17 protein-coding genes are annotated in these 16,242 nt (G+C 43.9%); 12 read left to right on the top strand and 5 right to left on the bottom strand.

The window, feature by feature from the left end; genetic code table 11:
- The first annotated feature begins 109 nt into the window (after positions 1–109).
- Complete coding sequence (locus NST58_RS11245) at positions 110–208, top strand: hypothetical protein (RefSeq protein WP_036689290.1); 99 nt, start codon at positions 110–112, stop codon at positions 206–208.
- Between the two features lie 127 nt (positions 209–335).
- On the opposite strand, the gene NST58_RS11240 is transcribed toward NST58_RS11245, so the two are convergent.
- Positions 336–1,994: a DEAD/DEAH box helicase gene (locus NST58_RS11240; protein ID WP_339247774.1), complete on the bottom strand. Its 1,659-nt coding sequence runs from the start codon at positions 1,992–1,994 to the stop codon at positions 336–338.
- A 335-nt stretch (positions 1,995–2,329) separates the two neighbouring features.
- Here NST58_RS11240 and NST58_RS11235 point away from each other — a divergent pair, with 335 nt between their 5' ends.
- The 4 genes from NST58_RS11235 to NST58_RS11220 all read left to right on the top strand — a co-directional run bounded on the left by NST58_RS11235 (position 2,330) and on the right by NST58_RS11220 (position 6,484).
- Positions 2,330–3,163 (top strand): YitT family protein, encoded by an 834-nt coding sequence (locus NST58_RS11235; RefSeq protein ID WP_036689285.1) that lies wholly within the window; start codon positions 2,330–2,332, stop codon positions 3,161–3,163.
- Between the two features lie 180 nt (positions 3,164–3,343).
- Complete coding sequence (locus tag NST58_RS11230) at positions 3,344–3,532, top strand: hypothetical protein (RefSeq protein WP_036689649.1); 189 nt, start codon at positions 3,344–3,346, stop codon at positions 3,530–3,532.
- A 231-nt stretch (positions 3,533–3,763) separates the two neighbouring features.
- Positions 3,764–4,975 carry a putative glycoside hydrolase gene (locus NST58_RS11225; RefSeq protein WP_076125118.1) on the top strand — a complete coding sequence of 404 codons (1,212 nt, stop codon included), beginning with the start codon at positions 3,764–3,766 and terminating at the stop codon, positions 4,973–4,975.
- 135 nt (positions 4,976–5,110) lie between these two features.
- Positions 5,111–6,484, top strand: a complete 1,374-nt coding sequence (locus NST58_RS11220; protein WP_076125117.1) for an MATE family efflux transporter — start codon at positions 5,111–5,113, stop codon at positions 6,482–6,484.
- 71 nt (positions 6,485–6,555) lie between these two features.
- Here the strand turns inward: NST58_RS11220 and pfkA are convergent, their stop codons facing one another.
- Positions 6,556–7,527 (bottom strand): 6-phosphofructokinase, encoded by a 972-nt coding sequence (gene pfkA, locus NST58_RS11215; protein WP_036689277.1) that lies wholly within the window; start codon positions 7,525–7,527, stop codon positions 6,556–6,558.
- A 65-nt stretch (positions 7,528–7,592) separates the two neighbouring features.
- On the bottom strand, positions 7,593–8,675 hold the full coding sequence (locus NST58_RS11210) for a tetraprenyl-beta-curcumene synthase family protein (RefSeq protein ID WP_036689648.1): 1,083 nt from the start codon (positions 8,673–8,675) through the stop codon (positions 7,593–7,595).
- A gap of 193 nt (positions 8,676–8,868) precedes the next feature.
- Between NST58_RS11210 and NST58_RS11205 the strand changes: the two genes are divergently transcribed.
- Positions 8,869–10,119 (top strand): MFS transporter, encoded by a 1,251-nt coding sequence (locus tag NST58_RS11205; protein ID WP_076125115.1) that lies wholly within the window; start codon positions 8,869–8,871, stop codon positions 10,117–10,119.
- A gap of 214 nt (positions 10,120–10,333) precedes the next feature.
- Here the strand turns inward: NST58_RS11205 and NST58_RS11200 are convergent, their stop codons facing one another.
- Positions 10,334–10,531 carry a cold shock domain-containing protein gene (locus tag NST58_RS11200; protein WP_036689272.1) on the bottom strand — a complete coding sequence of 66 codons (198 nt, stop codon included), beginning with the start codon at positions 10,529–10,531 and terminating at the stop codon, positions 10,334–10,336.
- A 173-nt stretch (positions 10,532–10,704) separates the two neighbouring features.
- Between NST58_RS11200 and NST58_RS11195 the strand changes: the two genes are divergently transcribed.
- The 6 genes from NST58_RS11195 (at position 10,705) to NST58_RS11170 (ending at position 15,375) form a co-directional block, all read left to right on the top strand.
- Complete coding sequence (locus NST58_RS11195) at positions 10,705–10,938, top strand: hypothetical protein (RefSeq protein ID WP_036689271.1); 234 nt, start codon at positions 10,705–10,707, stop codon at positions 10,936–10,938.
- 6 nt (positions 10,939–10,944) lie between these two features.
- Entirely contained in the window at positions 10,945–11,115 is a 171-nt protein-coding gene (locus tag NST58_RS11190; protein ID WP_036689267.1) for a hypothetical protein, read from the top strand.
- A 212-nt stretch (positions 11,116–11,327) separates the two neighbouring features.
- A complete protein-coding gene (gene pepF / locus NST58_RS11185) occupies positions 11,328–13,118 on the top strand; it encodes an oligoendopeptidase F (protein WP_076125113.1) in 1,791 nt (596 codons plus the stop codon).
- Positions 13,119–13,206: 88 nt separating this feature from the next.
- A complete protein-coding gene (locus NST58_RS11180; protein WP_042126298.1) occupies positions 13,207–13,518 on the top strand; it encodes a lipopolysaccharide assembly protein LapA domain-containing protein in 312 nt (103 codons plus the stop codon).
- A 2-nt stretch (positions 13,519–13,520) separates the two neighbouring features.
- A complete protein-coding gene (locus NST58_RS11175; protein ID WP_076184364.1) occupies positions 13,521–14,561 on the top strand; it encodes a M42 family metallopeptidase in 1,041 nt (346 codons plus the stop codon).
- A gap of 76 nt (positions 14,562–14,637) precedes the next feature.
- Positions 14,638–15,375, top strand: a complete 738-nt coding sequence (locus NST58_RS11170; protein WP_339247769.1) for a hypothetical protein — start codon at positions 14,638–14,640, stop codon at positions 15,373–15,375.
- Positions 15,376–15,727: 352 nt separating this feature from the next.
- Here the strand turns inward: NST58_RS11170 and NST58_RS11165 are convergent, their stop codons facing one another.
- A complete protein-coding gene (locus NST58_RS11165; RefSeq protein WP_339247766.1) occupies positions 15,728–16,213 on the bottom strand; it encodes a tetratricopeptide repeat protein in 486 nt (161 codons plus the stop codon).
- Positions 16,214–16,242 lie beyond the last annotated feature (29 nt).

The following is a 16,242-nucleotide window of genomic DNA, read 5'->3' as shown; positions in this document are numbered from 1 at the left end:
CTTTCTGAATTATAGACTATCGTCTATACGTAAAGCCTTTATAGTCCATATATTAGGATTGTAACCATAAGAAATACCAAAATCCCCACATTCTAAAGGAGGTTATCTCATGTCTACACCTGTTGGCTTCGGCGGTTGGACTTCTACAGGCACGATCCTCGTATTGTTTATCTTGCTCGTTATCATCACTCGTACATTCGGATACTAATATCTCACAAAACAAATTCGCGCCCTACTAAGGACACAACAATTCACCAAACATCCTTATATTTCAGCAAAAAGAAGACGAGAACCGCAATGCGGCATCTCGTCTTCTTTGGTATCTTGACGAAGTATTAATTATCGAAATCTTCACGTTTTGCAGGACGAGTGCTCGTGCTGCTTGGACGAGTGTATGGTTTACGCTCTGCGCTGCGGTTTGCACCACCGTCACGAGCTGGTGCGCCATCACGGTTGCCTTTATAGCCACCGCCATAGCCGCCACTGCCGCTACCGTAGTTGCTGCCACCGCTGCTATAGCCACCACGACTACCGCCACCGTTATTATCACGGTTACCACGGTATCCGCCACCGCTACCGCTACCGCTGCCACCGGAAGTACCACGGTTTCCGCCATAACCACCATTAGGTTTACGGCCACTGCGGATATCGTTTTTGCCACCACGACGTTTAGCACGAATTGGATCTTCAGGAGTCAATTCAATTGCGGAATCCTTCTTGTCGCCAGTGAGAAGCTTCATAGCTGCGGACAACAATTGTACGGAATCATATTGCTCAAGCAATTGAATAGAAATTCCTTTGTACTCGTTCAATTCTCCGCTTTCTACCACTTCAAGCAAACGCTCAGCAGTAACGCGTTGTTTACCTTCAATAGCTTCAGCCATTGTTGGCAAAGGTTTACGAGTAATCCGGTGACGAGTAACACGTTCGATCAAATGCAGGTGATCGATTTCGCGTGGAGTAACGAATGACCAAGCCGTACCTTCTTTACCTGCGCGTCCTGTACGACCAATACGGTGTACATAGCTTTCAGGATCTTGTGGCAAGTCAAAGTTAATTACGTGAGTTACGCCGGATACGTCCAGACCACGTGCCGCTACGTCAGTAGCTACCAGCACGTCAATGCTGCCATCACGGAATTTACGCATTACAGCATCACGTTGGTTCTGTGACAAGTCACCATGCAATCCATCAGCAGAATATCCGCGTTTTTGCAAAGCTTCAGCAAGCTCATCAACCCGGCGCTTAGTACGTCCGAATACGATAGCTAATTCAGGTGATTCCATATCAATCAAACGACTAAGAGCTTCAAACTTTTGACGCTCAGGCACTTCCACATAAGCTTGATCAATCAGTGGGGCACTGATTTGTTTCGGAATAACGGAGACATGTTGCGGGTTGTTAAGAAATTGTTGAGCTAGGCGTTGAATGTTTGGTGGCATTGTAGCAGAGAACAACATGGTTTGACGTTCTACAGGAACGAGCTTCAAGATCGTCTGAATATCTTCCATAAAGCCCATATCCAGCATTTCATCTGCTTCATCCAATACAACGGTTTGAACATCATCCAAACGGATCGTTTTACGGTTGATGTGATCGAGCAAACGACCAGGTGTACCAATAATGATTTGTGGTTTCTTTTTCAATCCACGGATTTGACGTCCAATATCCTGTCCGCCATAAATCGCCAACGAGCGAAGGCCTTTGAAACGGCTTAGCTTGCCAATTTCTTCTGACACTTGGATGGCCAACTCACGAGTTGGTGCCATAATAAGGGCCAAGATTTTTTCGTCTTCACGGTTAATCTTCGAAATGAGGGGGATACCAAAAGCAGCAGTCTTACCTGTACCAGTCTGAGCTTGACCGATCAGATCCGACCCAGTCAATGCTAATGGGATCGACTGTTCCTGTATCGGTGTTGCCTCCTCAAATCCTAACTCTGTGATTGCTTGTAGCACTTTTGGCTCCAAGCCAAATTCTGCGAATGTTTTCAAATTATTCATGCTCCTTCTATACAGTGGACATTCCACATGCTTGTCTGTATTCTTAAGTAGCGGTAAACACATTTATAGGCTGTCCAATCATGCTCTATTTTCTGCATGATATAGCGCTTTTGGGACGAAAAGCCTCCCTAATCATCAGGTACCTTGTTGTACCTGAGCAACTGTAGCTTTACATCCGATGCAATGCAAAAATACCATTGTAACGTTCTACTCAAGAATATCCTATACATTATATCACAAACACATGTGAGAATACCAGTGGGTTCCTTTCTTTTCATTGCTTTCATGTTTTATTTTTTTAAATATATATATAAGGGTGGATTTACTTGTTAAGACAGATTTTGAATTGTTTGGTTGTTTTTTTAGGGGCAGCACTGATCGCCAGTGGATTTAATCTATTTTTAATTCCACACCGTTTACTAAGTGGTGGCGTATCTGGGCTTTCCATGTTAGTGGGTTATTTCACTCCATTAAACATAAGCCTCCTATACTTGCTCTTTAATATTCCTCTGCTGGCTGCTGGCTGGTTCCAGTTAGGCCGGAGATTTATTATTATGAGCATGTTGTCCGTTGTGTTTACAACCTGGTTCTTAACGGTGATTCCTGAGCATCTGGTGGCTACAGATATGCTGCTGTCCTCTGTATTTGGCGGAGTTCTCGTTGGGATTGGCTGCGGTATCTCTTTCCGTGCAGGAGGTTCTTCCGGAGGTTTTGACATCTTGGGTTCAATCATCACTAAATACCGTGATTTCCCGGTCGGTAATGTAGTGGTAAGTTTAAATGGACTAGTTATCCTGGCGGCCGCTTATCTTGACCAGAACTGGAATTTAGCACTTTCATCAATGGTATCTATATATGTAACAGGTAAAGTGTTGGATATGATTCATATCAGCCACTTAAAGGTAACCGTATATATTGTAACAAACCGTACAGATGAATTACTGCAACATCTAATAGGCCTTCAACGAGGTGTCACAAAGATTAAAACAGAAGGCGCTTATTCTCACGTTGAAAAGGACATGCTAATGACGGTAACAACCCGCTACGAACTTGCAGAGCTGCAACGTATCATCCGCACGACAGATCCTCAAGCTTTTGTAAATATTGTTGAAACAGTGGGTGTCATGGGCTCCTTCCGGAAAGACAAAATGAGGAAATAAAAATTCCTAGTATTGGAAAATGCACCAAACTCAGAATTATGATATATTATACACACGCAGAACCCTAACAATTTCATAAAGATTGAGATTTACCCCTCTTTTTTCCAAAGCACTTCGTTTTCCGATGAACACTGAATCTATTCAGAACTATCGAAAAAGGAAAGGGTGATTTTTGTGGAAATGGAAACGGTAAAACTGTCAGCAATCGTCATGAGGTGGTATCCTGATATGATGCCGTTTCTCAAACAGGACGAATTAAATTCAGTAATCGTTCTGCGAGACGGGCTAAGTATTCTGGAACCTGCAGATGCCATGGATATTATCCATTACAGCATCTGTGAACATCAGAATTCTGCGTATCTTCAATGAGCAAGCCGCAAGAGAAGTCTTGATAGTTGCCGCCTTGGGTTCGGCCCTGTTGCCGATTTAAGGCGGCATTTACTTTTTTCATACCGTTTCGAATCCATACATCTCGTTTATAAACAACAAAGGCGGTTTTTTATTCCCAATCTGAGCTAATATTGTTACAACACTGTTCTTTTTGGGAGCAACCGTTCCTATATAATTTAGGGGAAAGTACATAAAGGGAGAGAAAAACGAATGAACATCACCTGGGCTCTACTGATGATGGCCTTGGGAAGCGTAGGCGTACAACAGAACCAACATGACGCTGAAGTGGCGATCGCTTTGAAGTCCGCCATGAATCCCCCCATCATTGCACAACAAAACAACAATTCGAATGTAGCAACTCCAGCTCCAAGCGCTTCACCTGAAGCAACAAACTCAGAAAGTATGTTACACACCGATCCACAGCCAGACGCACCCAAAGTAAAAGGCATTTATGTTACCGCCTACAGTGCTGGTGGGGAACGAATGGAAAAGCTGCTTACATTGCTTGACCAAACCGAACTTAACTCAATGGTTATAGACATTAAGGACGATGCGGGTTATATCACGTATAAGACCGATAATGCCGACCTTCAGAAGCTTGGTAACCCTCAGCCTTTTATTGGAGATATCAGCAAGTTAATGGAACGTTTGAAGAAACATGATGTTTATCCTATCGCCCGGATTGTTGTTTTTAAAGATTCCATTCTTGCCAAGAAGAACCCGCAGATGTCTTTTGTTAATTCTGATGGCACTGTATGGAAGAATAAAGGCGGCGACAGCTTTGTTAATCCTTATAATGAAGATGTTTGGAAATACAATGTGGATATCGCCAAGGAAGCTGTCAAGCTCGGCTTCAAAGAAATTCAGTTCGACTATGTTCGTTTTCCGGAAGGATTCGAAAAACGTGCTGAAACCCTTAAATACACTAAAACCAGTGATTCACGCGTAGAAATTGTATCTAATTTTGTTAAATATGCCAAAGCAGAGCTAGCTCCACTTGGTGTCCGTGTGTCCGTAGATATTTTTGGATATGCCGCATCTGCCCCTGCTGAGGGTATCGGCCAAGACTTTGTTAAAATATCCAAGAATGTGGATGTTATCAGTCCAATGGTTTATCCAAGTCACTATTCAACGGGATGGTTTGGCGTGAAAGAGCCCGACTTAGATCCTTACGCTACAATCAAAGGCTCCATGGTTGATACACATAAGAAGCTTGATCCACTGGGCAGCTACAAACCCGTTATTCGGCCTTGGATTCAAGACTTTACAGCAAGCTGGCTCGGAAGTGGTCATTATGTGAAATATGGTAAAAAACAGGTGGAAGATCAAATCCGCGCTTTAAAAGATGAGAACGTGGATGAGTTCCTTCTCTGGAACGCCAACAATCGCTATACAGCCGATGTTGATTACGAAAAACAATGAATACAGCCCTTATTATTTATAGCTGATCTGATATACGTATGCTAAAGACCCGGCGTCTGCCGGGTCTTTTAACGGAAACTTATTGAACTATTTAACCTATTCCATGAAAAATCATAAAGAATGAGGCACAGAATTATGATACAGACCACCTCTTTAAAACAAAAGGCAGGACAATTTTTTCATATTTTATTCCCAATCCTTGTTACACAAATTGCTTTATCCGCGATCACCTTCTTTGATACTAATATGTCCGGTAAATTCGGAACCGTCGATCTGGCAGGAGTTGCGATAGGAACTAGTCTTTGGATTCCAATCCAAACCGGTCTCAGCGGTATTCTTATGGGGATCACACCTATTGTTTCACAGCTCATCGGGAGCAAAAAAGATAAGGATGTTGCCTTTCAAGTCACACAAGGTATTTGGCTGTCACTGATTGTTTCGATCATCGTCTTGCTGATTGGCAGCTTTGCCTTGTCACCTATTCTTAATTTTATGAACTTGGAGCCTGGTGTAAGAGATGTTGCTTTCCGCTTCCTCAGTGCTATTTCGTTCGGAATTATCCCCCTGTTTGGATATACGGTACTTCGTAGCTGTATAGACGCTTTAGGGCAAACACGCGTATCCATGTGTATTACACTAATAGCTTTGCCTGTAAATGTAGGTTTGAACTATTTGCTCATCTTCGGGAACTTCGGATTCCCTCGTCTCGGGGGTGTTGGTGCAGGGGTAGCTTCAGCCATTACCTATTGGGTTATATTTGCCGTTGCTCTACTGTTCATATATCGTTCTCAGGCCTTTGTAAATCTCAGATTATTCCGTAATTTCTACTTCATATCGTTAAACAGCATTAAAGATTTGCTTAAAATCGGAGTACCCATCGGTTTCTCGATTTTTTTCGAAACGGCTGTCTTTTCCGCTGTAACCTTGTTAATGAGCCGATTTGATACCGTAACAATTGCCGCGCATCAGGCAGCAATCAATTTTGCAACAACACTCTATATGATTCCGCTCAGTATTTGCATCAGCCTTACCATCCTCGTCGGCTTCGAGACCGGGTCTGGCAGACAAAAGGATGCACGCCAATATGCCATAATGGGTATCGGGCTGGCGGCAATCCTTTCGCTGGCCACAGCTTTATTACTCTTGTTTGCCGGAAATCATGTAGCTGGTCTATATTCAGATGAACCCGATGTCATCTCGTTGATTCAGCATTTCCTGATCTATGCAATCTTTTTTCAAATCTCAGATGCAATTGCTACACCTACTCAAGGGGCGCTTCGCGGATATAAGGATGTTAACCCAGCCTTTATCATTTGTTTTATTGCCTATTGGGTAATTGGCTTACCTACAGGTTATGTACTTGCAACTTATACAGATCTAGGAGCATTCGGCTACTGGATTGGTCTTATTACCGGTCTTGCCATCGGTGCGACCCTGCTATTGTCTCGGCTTATCAAAGTTCAACGGCGTTATGCCGCACAATACACACAGGAACAACCACAGAGTTAACGATCCATATTACACAAAAAAGGAACAGTGCGCATCTCGCAGCTGTTCCTTTTTATATATAGCGTCGCTAATTATTGGGAAAGACGGGAAGCCAGCTCGTACAGCTCCAGGTCAAAGCCCTTTTTCGTATTTACAACGAGATCAATATCTGTAAGAGTTAATTCACCTTTGATGATACCACAAGCCTTGTCGGATTCACCTTCGATTAGCTTACGTACGGCAAAATCGCCAAGACGGCTAGCCAAATTCCGGTCTCCAGGAGTTGGTGTTCCACCACGTTGGATATGTCCGAGTACAGTAACACGTGCGTCCAGAGAAGCATGACGGTCTTTCAGAGCTTGAGCCACATCTTCACCTTTGCCAACGCCTTCGGCAACAATTACGATACTGTGACGTTTACCTCTGATAAAGTTATCGCGCATCCGGTCAGCAACTTCATTCAAATCATACGGCATTTCCGGCACAAGAATTGTTTCTGCTCCGGAAGCCAGTCCAGCATGCAGCGCGATATCGCCACAGTGGCGTCCCATAACCTCTACAATGGAAGAACGTTCATGAGAGGACATAGTGTCACGCAACTTGTTAATAGCGTCTACAACAACGCCAACCGCTGTATCAAAACCGATAGTGTAGTCTGTGAAGGAGATATCGTTATCAATCGTACCTGGCAAAGCCATAGTCTTGATACCGAGTTTACTTAATTTGTTAGCTCCTTTATAAGAACCATCTCCACCGATAACTACTAGACCATCGATACCCAGTTCATTAAGGATATCCGCGCCTTTTTGTTGTCCTTCCGGTTTCGTGAACTCCAGACATCTTGCAGACTGCAGAACAGTACCGCCACGTTGAATAATATCTCCTACACTGCGAAGATCCATTGGGAAGATATCGCGATTCAGCAGACCTTGATAACCACGTTGCACCCCAAATACCTCAATACCGAAATAAAGTGCGCTTCTTACAACCGCACGAACAGCGGCGTTCATTCCCTGTGAATCTCCACCACTAGTCAATACTGCGATTTTTTGAATTTTAGACATTCTGTTGTTCCTCCTTAAAATTGTGCGAAGCCTGATACTTCTTATAAAAATAACTTCGCGCATGGTTACAAAAAGCGTTTGCGTATCCAACGGCTGTTAGCGAAGAAGAACAGTCTTGTAAGCGGACTGCCTTTCATCAGGCTTTTAGATACAGAGCGAACTTCCCGCTGTTCGCTAACTTTCGGATCAGATAAATAAAGTGCCAGCAATCCCTCAATCACCATACGATGCATCGAAGACTCTGGAAGATTACGAACATCCTTACGGGCCCACTCAACCATTGCAGCGATCCGACTCAGCATGGTATCCGTGTCATCATAATAATTGCAGAAATTAAGATCACCGCCTGCTCGGTCCTCTTCCTGATCAATCAGATAATCCAGCATAATGTGCAGACCACATACATGCGGAAAATACGCGGCTCGAATCGAAGCCGCAGAAGCTTGGTTCAGCTTCGGATCACATGCGGATAGAAATAACATAAATACACCTAGCGTTGATCCCGTTGCAGCCGAAAACTCATTCCATTGCAGATGTGGCGCTCGACTGCCCTGTTCCTCCCACCACTCCTTCAGGGCTGTTTCCCTGAGTTCCGGGCGGATGTGCTTATACACTTGTAAATCTGTATAGAGCACAGCCAGTTCTCGAATCTCCGCTGCAGCAGCGGAATAACCTGGCAACAAAGAAATCATTTCTTGGCATTTACGAACCAGCCTGTACAAATATCCGCCGTCATTCTGTTCACTTCGAAGCGCATAATAATTACCTGGCTCAGCATTTGGATCAATAGCATCCAGCATAGATTGATGCAGCAGCCTGAAATCTGCAGGATCAAGCGAAGTACTGCGATCACATAAGTTGTCCAGATAATCACTGATAGTTTGATAAGCAACAATTAGCGGAATCAGTATATGTTTCATCGATAAATTGCCGGCGGCATAAATACCACCGCCTATGCAATGAAACTCTTTAGTTTCAATGCTGGCAAGTGCTTGCTTCCGGAGCTCGGGATCGGGAATCCCGTTCGCATCTTGGCGCCAGAAATGGAGACATTCTCTCACTTCCGGCAGCACGTACTTATAGACCCTGTTCATAAGTCCCAGTGGACCACGCGGGCTAAGGTAACGGCCTTGCTCTAATTCACTCAATGACAGTGCCTCCACATTGTTGTCTCCTTATCCAAATCACCACTTATTATAATATGATCAGGCGTATTTGTACAAACAACAAAATCACTTTCGTAAAATCATGAAAGATTCAGAAATACAGCAGTTTTTAAAAACATCTCCCCATTGCTTTATGCTATACTAGGCATATTTCAATTTCGGAGGAGTGCAATCCATGTTTTCAAAACGGACCGGCAGCCTTTACAGTGATCAAAACTGGCTGCGTTCCTTTCTCTTTACCATATATGGTACCAGCGTCCTTGTAGTATCCTACTTTCCTTTATTCTACACACATTTAGGGTTTAGCAGTTCTCAGATAGGCTACTTGTATTCCCTCGGTCCCCTTATCTCCATCCTATCCAATCTATTCTGGAGTATGATAAGCGATAAGTTAGGCACCGTTCGAAAGATCATGTTCATACTACTTGCGGGTCAATTAGTAACTGGTCTTCTATTAGCCAGAGCGGCCGAATTTTCATCTGTCATGCTTATTTTGTCCTTCTTCTACTTCTTCTATTACCCAGTTTTTCCGCTTGCCGATACAATGGCTATCAAAGTTGCCGAAAGACACGGACGGAACTTCATTACCATTCGCGTTTTTGGCTCCTTAGGCTATTCTTTCTTTGCTCTAACCGTTGGCTATGCATTAAGAGCATTGGGCTCTACTTGGAGCTTGACCCTATGTATCATCATCATTATTGCTGCACTTTTAATTACCCTAGGTCTTAAGGATGTTAAGAGACCTGCTGTTATAGAAACAACGAATCAAGATAAGGACACAGCTGAAGCTGATAATAGCAAAAATGGACTTAAAGATATATTGTTGCAAAAAGAGGTGTTGTGGTTCTTCGGCTGTGTGTTTGTACTCGCGTTGGGCCATAGAATGAACGAAGCCTTTCTGACGATCAGTCTAAAACAACTAGGCGCAGGTGAGGAAATCATTGGCTGGGCATTGCTCGCGTCAGCTCTTAGTGAGATCCCTGTATTATTTATCCTCAGCAGATACGGCGACAAATTCAAAGAATTGCCCTTGCTGGCCTTGGGGAGTCTGATGTATGCTCTGCGTTTTCTTTTGATGTCCCTGGCGGATCATCCAGGCTCAATGATTGCCATTCAAGCCATGCACAGTATATCATTTGGTGTTTTTTATGTAACATCTGTCCGTTATATCACCCGGATTATCCCGGATCGCCTTCGGGCAACAGGTCTTGCCATTTTCACCGTCGTTTGGTCAAGTGCCTCTGGGCTGCTTAGCGGTACCTTTGGCGGCATTATTTATCAAGAGGCGGGGCGTTATATTTTTTATATAGTGGCTACAGGTTTCAGCTTGCTTGCTTTTGCAGGGTTTCTGGGACAGCATTTATTGAAATCCAACCTGGAGCCGATCAATTATTTCAGAAAAAAGAACAAAAAAGCCTCCCTATAATTAGGGTTGGTATTATTCCATAATACAAAGAGGTCGTTGCACTCCCCTTCAATGGAGTGCAACGACCTTTTTCATTTAGGAGAACATCTATAGTGGGCGTAAAAAAACACAGTTCCCGAAAGAACTGTGTTCTGTAAGTTGGTAACCACTCTTGCAAGGGCTTGCCAAGTAAATTATATATTTGTAGCAGACAGCTTAACTGTCCTGCTGTTTCTTATAATTTTACTACGTTTTCAGCTTGCGGTCCGCGACTACCATCAGTGATGTCGAATTCTACTTCTTGACCTTCGTCCAAAGTCTTGAATCCTTCACCTTGAATTGCTGAGAAGTGTACGAATACATCTTCGCCGCCTTCTACTTGAAGAAAACCATAACCTTTTTCTGCGTTAAACCATTTTACTGTACCTTTCAATTGAACAACCTCCTAAAAATAACCGCCATATATGGCGTATAACTATAGTATACTGCAATCTTCTGTTCAAATCAATCAAACCCAACCCTTAATATATGATTTAATTTGCTTTTCCCTTCTCCAGTGCGTTATCATTGAGCCAAAAGCCAAAAATCGCCAGGGTGGTAATGATAATGATCAAAAAACATGAAATATACAAAACAGACAAATGGAATATGATGACGGTAGAAGTTCAAGGCCGCTACATTGTACTCCGCGAAATTTCCGATCAATGGGGAGAAGAAACACATACCTTCCTGAGTCGTCCAGCGATGATGCAATGGGTGAATAACCGCTTCAACAAAGAATCTTATAAAGACAATGAAGAAGAGTACAAAAACATCATTGCAGCTTTCAAACAGGTATAACAGGAAATGAATAACGAAAATCTCACGATTTATGTTGTCCTAGTCCTCTGTCTAGGCGCAGTATTAATTATGACCAAGGATCGTGTCCCGCCGAAACTAAAGCGGGGCATGGCCATGGCTGCGGTCGTAATGATTCTGTTTGCTTTCATCTTTGTTATTTATAGCTTGTTGGCATAACTACCATATAAAGAAGACTAAATATTAATAATCAGGACTTAGCAGGACATAATAAGCTGACTCTACTTTTCAAAGAGGAGGACGTCATGCCTATTACACTCAAGTCCATCCCTCTTCTACTTGTGCTCAGCTTGCTACCGGGTGAAATATCATCCACAGTATTGCCGAGGGAGATTATGCCTACTACATCTCATCATTCTAGGAGGGTTTCTATGGAACAATTATTGAAGAGAAGTGAAGTACCTGCTGAGAATCGTTGGAAGCTTGAAGATATATTTGCCTCTCAGAAGGATTGGGATGCAGAATATGCTGAAGCTAAATCACTGATCAAAAAAGCTGCTGATTTCCAAGGTAAACTTGATTCCGCAGAAGCTGTGAAACAATGTTTTGAGCTGGATGACAAGCTGTCCGTCTCCACTGAGCGACTCTTTGTCTATGCTCATATGCGTCAGGATGAAGACACTGCTAATCCTGAATATCAAGCTTTGTCCTCCAAAGCGAAGAAGCTTGGGATCGAAGCAGGCGAAGCCTTTTCTTTTGTAACCCCAGAAATCTTGGCACTGCCTATTGAGAAGTTGGATCAATTTATTGCTGATCCTGAACTGTCCGCTTACACCTTCACTTTAAAAGAGATGAAACGTGAGAAAGCGCATGTATTGTCCAAGGCTGAGGAAGCTCTGCTTGCCCAAGTTGGAAACCTAGCACAAGCGCCTCAGAATATTTTTAGTATGCTGAACAACGCAGATCTGAAATTCCCTAAGATTAAAGATGAAGATGGCAAAGAGGTCGAGCTGACTCACGGCAACTATATCAAGTTCTTGGAAAGCTCCGATCGCGAGGTTCGCCGAAATGCTTTTAAAGCAGTCTATGACACCTATCGTAAGCAAAAAAACACCATCGCAGCAACGCTTAGCGCCAATGTGAACAAAAACGTCTTTTTCTCACACGTCCGCAAGTATCCATCTGTAATGGAAATGTCTCTTTACGGTGATAACATTCCAAAAGAGGTATACACCAACCTGATCGATACGATTCATGAGAGTCTTCCTTTAATGCACCGTTACATGAAGTTGCGTCAAAAGCTGCTTGGTGTGGATGAGTTACATATGTATGACCTATTTGCACCACTAGTAGATGAATATAAGCTGGATATCACGTACGAAGAAGCGAAGAAAATTACCAAAGAAGGCCTCAAACCGCTGGGTGAAGATTATCTGAATGTGCTGCAAAAAGGCTACGACAATGGCTGGATTGATGTCTATGAGAACGAGAATAAACGCTCTGGAGCTTACAGCTGGGGCCCTTATGGCACACACCCATACGTCCTGCTGAACCATAACGATAATCTGAACAGTATGTTTACTCTGGCACATGAGATGGGTCATGCTCTACACTCTTATTTTTCAGACAACGCTCTGAACTATCGGGATGCACAGTATACCATTTTCCTTGCAGAGGTTGCTTCAACTACCAATGAAGCTTTGCTTATGGATTATCTACTCAAAAAGTCTACAGATCCTAAGGAAAAAATGTATCTGCTCACTTACTATGCCGATCAGTTCCGGACAACGATTTTCCGGCAAACAATGTTCGCAGAATTCGAAAAGATCATTCATCAGCGTGTTGAAGAGGGCGATTCGCTTACCCCTCAAGATCTTTCAAGTATCTACTACGACCTGAATGTCAAATACTACGGCAAAGAAATGGTTGTAGATCAGGATATCGAGATGGAATGGGCACGAATTCCGCATTTCTATAACAGCTTCTATGTTTACAAATATGCAACAGGCTTCTCGGCAGCGACTAGCTTTGCCAAACAAATCCTTGAAGAAGGTAAACCGGCGGTAGATCGTTACCTCGGCTTCCTGAAGAGCGGTGGCAGTGATTACTCCATCAATATTTTGTCAAAAGCAGGCGTTGACATGTCGTCTCCTGAGCCGATTCGCGAAGCGATGAGTGTGTTCGAAAGTGTTATCGAGCAAATGGAACAGTTGACCAAATAAGGCAGAGAGCTTAGTATTACATTAATCCCTTGCCCTATCTGGGCAGGGGATTTTATATTGTTATATCCCCCTGAGGAGGAAGAATTCAATGAGAATTCAATGGTCACTAATTGCGGGTCTAATCTTCGCGCTGCTAACCGCCATATTCGCAGTCATCAACGTTGATCCCGTTCAAGTCAATTTCGGTTTTGATGTGGTTAATATACCACTTATACTCGTTATTCTTGGCTGCGCGTTAATTGGCGGAATCATCGTGGGCTCTTACGGCATTTTTCGTCAATACAAACTACAAAAGCAAATTAAAAGCTTAACTGCTGAGCTTACCAAGCTTCGTGATGCCGACACTTCACTGGATTCTTTTAACACAGACAATGATGGCTTAACAGGAGGGCTTAACTAATGATTACCATTCAACCTAATGAAGACTACATACTTTCCATCCTAAAAAAATTACTCGACACCCCCAGCCCAAGCGGTTTCACCGCACAGGTAATGACACTAGTTGCTGAAGAAGCAGCTGCGCTGAACGTACCTTTAAGCTGGAATGAAAAAGGCGGCGTAATTCTTAACGTCCCTGGCTTAGATCCCTCTCGTACTATTGGCATCAGCGCTCACGTGGATACACTTGGTGCCATGGTCCGCTCGATTAAAGCTAATGGCACACTGCGTCTGACCTCTGTGGGTGGCTTCGCCATGCACAGCATTGAGAATGAATACTGCACGATCCATACCCGTAGCGGCAAAACTTATACAGGAACCATCTTAACCAGCCATCCATCTGTACACGTATATCCAGACGCCCGTGACTTCAAACGATCAGAGGAGAACATGGAAGTACGTATTGATGAGCTGGTATCTTCTAAAGAAGACGTACTCAAGCTTGGCATTTCCGTCGGAGATTTCATTTCTTTCGATGCACGTGCAGTGATTACGCCTAGCGGCTACATTAAATCCCGTCATTTAGATGACAAAGCAAGCGTGGCTGCCCTTCTCGGATTGCTGGAAAGTATTAAACGTGAAGGCTGGAAACCTCTCCACAACCTTTCTTTCCTCATCTCTAACTACGAGGAAGTGGGACATGGTACAGCTTGGATTCCTGGTGAAATCAATGAAATGATTGCCGTCGATATGGGCGCCATGGGTGATGATCTCAGCTGTAAAGAAACCGATGTATCCATCTGTGCTAAAGACTCTTCCGGCCCTTACGATTATGTTATGACAGGTCGTTTGATTGAACTGGCAGAAGCACTAGCAATTCCTTATGCCGTTGATATTTATCCTATGTACGGCTCCGATGCTTCCGCAGCGCTCAGAGGCGGAAACAATATCCGTGCAGCATTGATTGGCCCAGGTGTACATGCCTCTCACTCCATGGAACGTACGCATAAGCAAGCTGTAGTGAACACTGCTAAGCTTCTCGCTGCTTATGTGGGGACAAACTGAGGGTAGCTCTGGCAAGCTGAACCAGCTCTGGAGGCGCAGACAGGGACTTATCGTCTCACTTCTGGTGTTATTGATAGTGGGGTTAGCGGTATCGTTGTTTCTGGTATTTAGAAATCATAAGGAAGATCCCTTTAAAGGTCTTCCTCACGCCTATAGCTTTTTGGAAACAGTGAGTACAGATAACGTGCAGCTCTATATGATGTCACTTTCACCTGAGGATATTAAGCTCAGGGCCGCGGGTGTCCCTTTACGGCAAGTTAATGCATATGGGATTAACGGTGGTTTTTTCTATCAAGATGCGCTTTTATCCATGGCTATCATGAATGATACTCCAGTCAACGGAGCCCAGAAGGGTTATGGGTCTGGCTGGTTCAATGCTAAATACGCACGTGGAACCCTTGTCTGGGATGGTGCCAGCCGTAGCTTCTCCGTACAGGTTGTCTCTTCTGGAGAAGAATTGAAGATTACTGATCGCCAGCATTATTTTGCGCAAGGTGGCATTAGTATGAATCTGGGACACGAAGACTTATGGGAAGCGGCAGTAGCTGAAGAGCATCTTCCTTACGCTGATGAGAAACGCCTGCGCTCAGGCATGGTGTATGACAACACAGGAAAGCTCTGGCTGATTGTTACCCCAACGCTCTCAACAGCGGCAGAGTTCCGCTCAGCGATCCTCCAGACAGTTCCTGCTAAGGGTCTGGAGGGCATCTTCTTGGACGGAGATGGCTCTTCCCAGATGAATGCGAAGGAAATCATTGTACCCGGCGATTCTCGGCCTGTAGTACAAATGATTGCTGTGGACGGAACGAAATAAATAAGTAGAAAAATAAAAGAGTAGAATTCTCCAATTAGTGGAGGACCCTACTCTTTTTTTTTATTGGTGGTTCGCTTGTTCTTCAACAGACACTGCCGGACTTTCCGGTGGTCATCACTTACGGCTGGTGCTTACGGTCCCAGATGGCGTTATTCGCAAATTATTAGCCTTTGGAGCATTGTTTCGGACCCAAGCGACGTTATTCATGCTAAAAAGGAACGTATTGGGTGCTTTTAGTGTCAATAGCGACTGTGGTGTCCGTTAACATTCCAAATGTGCAATAATGCTGCGTTTAAGGTCAGTGGTGTCCGGATAGTACTTCGTAAGTATTAATGTGATCTAAAAACAAGCATCAATCCCAGACTTGCTCCAGCTTATCTGAATAATAAGAAATGGCCTTACTATAACTTCTTATCCCTTCATCCGCAGAGGTTTCTGCCAACAGCTTAAGCAGCAGCTCCATCGCTTGACTATGCTCTCCAAGATTGTGCAAGGTCATGGCTAGGAACGCCGGAAATTCCTTATTCTCCGGGTACTCCTGAACAGCCAGCATCAGAAGACCTTTTGACTTCTCGTATTCTCCGAGTGTCCGGTAGGTGCTGCCCAGTCCCAATAGAGCGCCAACTCTCTGCTCAGAAGGTAATCCTAACGCCAAGCTTTTCTCATAAAAGGGTACTGCCGCCCGCTCCAAACCCAGCACATCATGCGTCCAGGCCAATTGATATTGAAGTTCAGCGTCCCCAGCATTCTGCTCATATAGCTCAAACAGCATCATTTTGGCTTCTTCCGCTTTACCAGCGTTGCGTAGGGCTACGGCAGCTTTAAGTTTATCTTCCACACAGAGCCCTCCCCTATTTTCATTCAAAG

It is taken from the genome of Paenibacillus sp. FSL R10-2796 (genome assembly GCF_037965315.1).
Classification (GTDB): Bacteria; Bacillota; Bacilli; order Paenibacillales; family Paenibacillaceae; genus Paenibacillus_AQ; species Paenibacillus_AQ odorifer.
This window is presented reverse-complemented; position numbering and strand designations above follow the sequence as displayed.